Source organism: Leptospira adleri (assembly GCF_002811985.1).
Taxonomy (GTDB): Bacteria; Spirochaetota; Leptospiria; order Leptospirales; family Leptospiraceae; genus Leptospira; species Leptospira adleri.
Genome location: NZ_NPDU01000131.1, coordinates 1 through 4,666, shown reverse-complemented (window position 1 = coordinate 4,666; position 4,666 = coordinate 1). Strand labels below are relative to the sequence as shown.

Below are 4,666 nucleotides of genomic sequence, written 5' to 3'. Positions count from 1 at the left end.
AAAACTGGGACAGAACCTTGCAGCTTGATCTTTCCGACAAAATAAAATAAGTTTTTGGGACGCGCTGTAAGAATTCTTATAGAAGATTTTTCGGACCGTGACGCCGCGGATCATTTTGAAAACGGGTTCGGAGTTCTTATTACTAAATTTTTAAAAAGAAATCATGACCACAAAATAGAGCCGCAAACAATCCATCCCGAGGAGATCTTTGCAAATCACCGACTAACGGACCTTTCTCGTTTGAAACGATAAGATATTGAAATTAAATTCCGGAAAAAATAGGAAACAATCATGAACTCTTTAGCAAAGTCGGATCCTGCGAAAGAGCGGATTCTAAAATCCGCAGTAAAACTCTTTTACGAAAGAGGTTATGGAAACACGGGGATCAACGAAATCCTGAGCGACGCGGGAGCTTTCAAAAAAAGTTTGTATCGATATTTTCCCTCCAAAAAAGATCTCGGCTTGAGTTATGTGGAATTTCAAGAAGAGGAAATCCTAGGGTTAGCGGAAGTAATGATGAAAAAATATCCGAAGTATTCGAACTTCGTTCCTGTGTGGGTTCGATTCTTAAAAAGAGGGTTGAAAACTACGTATCGTTTCGGATGTCCGCTCGCAAATTTCTCGAATCAAACGCATGACGAACCCGAATTGAGAAAAAGAGTGATGGACTCGTTAGATCACTGGAATCGGAGTTTCAGTTCTTATTTTATGCGGCCCGTCTGGAAAAAAAAGAAAAATCTGGATTCTAAAACCGCGATCGAATATTCGGAAAAAGTATTATTCCTTTATCAAGGCGCGATGCAACTCTATGGACTTACTGGAAATCGGAAATTCATAGATCGATTCGAAACGGAGTTGCTTCGACTGGAAGAATCTTAATCAAAGATCTATGTGGAGTCGAATCATATCCGTACACCGGATTCCATTTTCATAGATCGGTTCTTTGTAGTGTTTCAAGAAAAAATCCCTGTCAATGCCTGAGATTCTAAATCCGCATTTTTGATAGAGCGCCAATTGAGAAAGACTGGAATTCCCGGTTCCAATCTCCAGAACTTTCATCTTCAGGTCCTTCGCTTTTGAAATCGCATTCAGAACCAAGGTTTTACCGATTCCCTTTCCTTGAAATCCTTCTTCGACCGCGACGTTGACCAATTCCATCGTTTCCGGTCGAGTGTAAATTAATACGAAAATTCCTACCGTTTCCGTTTTAGAGCGAGCTACATAACAAATTCCTCGTTTCAGATATTCTTTCACGAGTTCTTTGGAAGGATCGGCGGAAAGCAGGAGTTCCCAGGGAGGTTCCGTCGAGTTCGGATCGATTTGTGTTATCTCAAGATTCATTTAGGTTCGTATAAAAATGGATTCAAGTTGTCCTTTTGGCGAATAGAATAATCGATTCGGATCCTTAAATTCTAAAAGGATCGTTTTTTGCCTTTCAAGAACGATTCGGAAACATCCTTGAAAAAAAGAAAGAATATACGACTTGTTGAATAATCTTAGAATTTATCGGAAATGAAAAGTATTTTGCTTCGTCCTCGCTTCAGGATGGCTTTGAGATGCAAATAACGTAGATCGTAAAACGGAATCAAATGCCTCAAAATTTTAAAAATCAAAACGTCGCGGAAGTATTTCGTTCTTATCCTAAGGGCGTGCGGGAAAAATTATTAAGTATCCGGGATTTGATCTTCAAAATCGCGAAGTCAACCGAAGGAGTCGGAGATCTGGAAGAAACTTTAAAATGGGGACAACCCAGTTATCTTACCGCGGAGACCAAAAGTGGGAGCACGATTCGAATCGACCGAATCTCTTCCGAAGAAAACGTTTATGCGCTTTTCTTTCATTGCCAGACCAACCTTGTTGAAACATTTCGAGAACTCTTTCCGAAAAAAATCAAGTTCGAAGGAAATCGATCCATTCTCTTAAACGCAAACGATCCGATTCCGACCAAAGAATTGAGCGTTTGTATCTCGATGGCTTTAACGTATCATCTCGATAAAAAGAAAAAAGATCGCCGAGGATAAACCTGTCTTTTTCGATTTTGTAAGAATCGGCGGCTCAAGAGTTTTATTCTTATCCTGAGAAATGATTTTCTCCGAAAGACGAAACTAAAGTACCGATAAAAACGGAGATAAAACCCTTTCGTCGAAACCTCGCCTGAGTTTTCGATGATTCCGAAATGTTCTCGATCGATTCAAAAATATTCTTAAAAAATTTTGGGAAGTAAATCCGAGAGGAATGAAAAATTAGAAAAGAGGAACTCGGCTCCTACTTTATCGTAAAAGCCGAACCATTCGGAGCCGATGCGATTAAGCGGGACTGACTTCCAGTTCCTCGTCTTCGATAGAATTACGGGCTTCTTTGTATGTCATCCATTTCCCGGTTTCAGAATCAATCACCTTACAACGGGAAGTCGATTTGAAATAGTCTCCGAAGATCGTATCCCGTTCCAAAACGTTCTCGCCGTAAACCGCTTTGATTTCCTCCAAAGCGCGGGTTAGATTGTAAAAAGGAATTTTCATGTGAACGTGATGCGGCATGTGAATGAAAATATTGTGAAAGAAAAAGTTCATGATCGGATTGATGTGATAGTTAATCGTTCCTTTCATTTGTCCGTAGTACGGGGTCCATTCATCCTTTGTCTTCCAAGGAATTTCGGAATGAATGTGATGAACGTAGACGGTGATTCCCATAAAATAGTTCCAAGCGATAAATGGAACCAAGCAGACTTTTGTGAACATCCAAAATCCGGCGCCTGCGTCGAAAGTTCCTTCCACAGAGGATCCGCCGAAATAAAAAACAAGAGCGGAGGAAACAAACGCAAACGAAAGCATGATCCACTTGTCCCTTCCCGCCTCTTTCATCGGAGCGGTAAACAGAACCATTCCTTTTAACCAGACTTCGATCATGTAGTAAAAGCCGCCGCCCCAAGCCGACCAGAAAAATCGGTGCATCATCTTTTTGAATATTCCAAATTTAGAATATTCTTCCGCGGTAGCGGGATGCCAGACAAAATCTCCGCCTCTTTTAATCGTATGTCCGTGATGAATTCGGTTGTGTCCGTAAGCCCACTGATTGTAAGCGTGTAAGGAGGGCAACATCGCGATTTGACCGATCCAATATCGAAGGTATTTATTCTTAAAAAGCGCCTCGTGCGCGCAATCGTGTCCGACGACGAACAAAGCGGCGATCGTCATTCCCGCAAAAAACCAGAGAAAAGGAAGAAGATACCAGGTGTTTACGTTCCAGAGAAGGACCACTACCAGCCCGAAAAAAAACAAATCTCTGAAGAAATAGCCAATCCCCTTGTAAGCGGGGTTGTCAAAAGTTGCGTCCGAGAGAGTTTCTCGAACGGCTCCAAGGGTCTCTCTCGGATGCGCTGAAGAATTATTTTTCACTTCCATAACGTTCTCCTTAATGAACGGCGTTAACTTACTAATGAACAACGTTAGTTAAATAACAAACTCTTGGCAAGAAAAAAATATCGCGAAACTAAAAAATTGTTAAAAATCGGACCGCCCCTCCGCCGCAGAAGTGCCTTATTCAGGGTAGAATCCAAATTCTTATCAAGAATGGGAAAGGTCGTCGATCAAGCTCGGTTTTGAAGCCATTCCAATCCGGACGCTTTGTAAAGAACGTGTTCGGAAAGAATATGGTCCTTCGAAAGATTGGGATGTGAGAAGAATCCGACTTCTTTTAAACCGATACGTTTCATTACGGATTGCGATCTTTCATTGAGGACCGAGGTAAAAGACACGACCTCCGGAAATTGCAACGCTGAAAATCCGTAATCAAGACAGGCGAGCGCGGCCTCCGTCGCATAACCCCGGTTCCAAAAGGAAGAATGCAGCCTCCAACCGATCTCGATCGCGGGGGTAAAAAAAGACGTAAACCCGACGTTCATAAAACCGGTAAATCCTAGAAATTCTCGATTTCGTTTTGTCTCCAAAACCCAAAGCCCGTATCCGAAGGTTTGAAAGTGATTTTGTATTTTTGCAATCAATCGATCGGATTCTTCCCGAGAAAGGAGGGAAGGAAAGTATTTCATGACAATCGGATCGGAACTCATTTTGGAGAATGGAATACGGTCCCTTTCTTCCCATTCGCGCAAAATCAATCGTTCCGACTCGATTTTCACTTTTGAACTCCCCTAACAAATATTAAAGTTTAAGAAATTAGTATTGCCAAAGAAAATTCTGCCGATACTATGGACAAAGAATTCCAGTTATTCAATCGATTTTCTAACTTCTGAACGTAGTCCTATCTTAAAGTTTGCTCTTCTTTTTAAGTCCTGCATCTCTAAAATTTTTCTACCTCCCAATATAACGGGAAATGCTGTTTTTAAATCAAGATAACTTGATCTAATTCATAACGACACGAGGAAAAATATGTCTGTTAACATTTATGTAGGAAACCTCTCTTACGACATCACTGAAGGAAAGTTAAGCGAACTTTTCGGAGCGCACGGAGCAGTTAATTCAGTTAAGATCATCACTGATCAGTATTCCGGAAAATCCAAAGGTTTTGGTTTCGTCGAAATGCCGAACAAAGACGAAGCTGACAAAGCAATCAAAGATCTGGACGGAAAAAACGTTCTTGCACGTAACTTGAAAGTAAACGTTGCAAAACCTAAGAACGACAGATTCTAATTTAGAAATTTACAGCGCGT

6 protein-coding genes and 1 pseudogene are annotated in these 4,666 nt (G+C 41.1%); 4 read left to right on the top strand and 3 right to left on the bottom strand.

Going from position 1 to position 4,666, the window contains the following annotated elements; genetic code table 11:
- The first annotated feature begins 291 nt into the window (after positions 1-291).
- Positions 292-879, top strand: a complete 588-nt coding sequence (locus CH376_RS23515; protein ID WP_100785180.1) for a TetR/AcrR family transcriptional regulator — start codon at positions 292-294, stop codon at positions 877-879.
- Here the strand turns inward: CH376_RS23515 and CH376_RS23510 are convergent, their stop codons facing one another.
- A complete protein-coding gene (locus CH376_RS23510; protein ID WP_100785179.1) occupies positions 880-1,341 on the bottom strand; it encodes a GNAT family N-acetyltransferase in 462 nt (153 codons plus the stop codon).
- Positions 1,342-1,589: 248 nt separating this feature from the next.
- On the opposite strand from CH376_RS23510, the gene CH376_RS23505 reads away from it, so the two are divergent.
- A complete protein-coding gene (locus tag CH376_RS23505) occupies positions 1,590-2,021 on the top strand; it encodes a DUF1801 domain-containing protein (RefSeq protein WP_100785178.1) in 432 nt (143 codons plus the stop codon).
- Positions 2,022-2,306: 285 nt separating this feature from the next.
- Here the strand turns inward: CH376_RS23505 and CH376_RS23500 are convergent, their stop codons facing one another.
- Complete coding sequence (locus tag CH376_RS23500; RefSeq protein WP_100785177.1) at positions 2,307-3,401, bottom strand: fatty acid desaturase; 1,095 nt, start codon at positions 3,399-3,401, stop codon at positions 2,307-2,309.
- Positions 3,402-3,586: 185 nt separating this feature from the next.
- Positions 3,587-4,135, bottom strand: a complete 549-nt coding sequence (locus tag CH376_RS23495; RefSeq protein WP_100785176.1) for a GNAT family N-acetyltransferase — start codon at positions 4,133-4,135, stop codon at positions 3,587-3,589.
- A 37-nt stretch (positions 4,136-4,172) separates the two neighbouring features.
- Between CH376_RS23495 and CH376_RS23490 the strand changes: the two are divergent.
- Together CH376_RS23490 and CH376_RS23485 are read left to right on the top strand one after the other, a co-directional pair.
- Positions 4,173-4,352: pseudogene (locus tag CH376_RS23490) on the top strand (hypothetical protein); the annotation flags it as partial.
- A 33-nt stretch (positions 4,353-4,385) separates the two neighbouring features.
- A complete protein-coding gene (locus CH376_RS23485; RefSeq protein WP_100785174.1) occupies positions 4,386-4,646 on the top strand; it encodes an RNA recognition motif domain-containing protein in 261 nt (86 codons plus the stop codon).
- Positions 4,647-4,666: the final 20 nt, after the last annotated feature.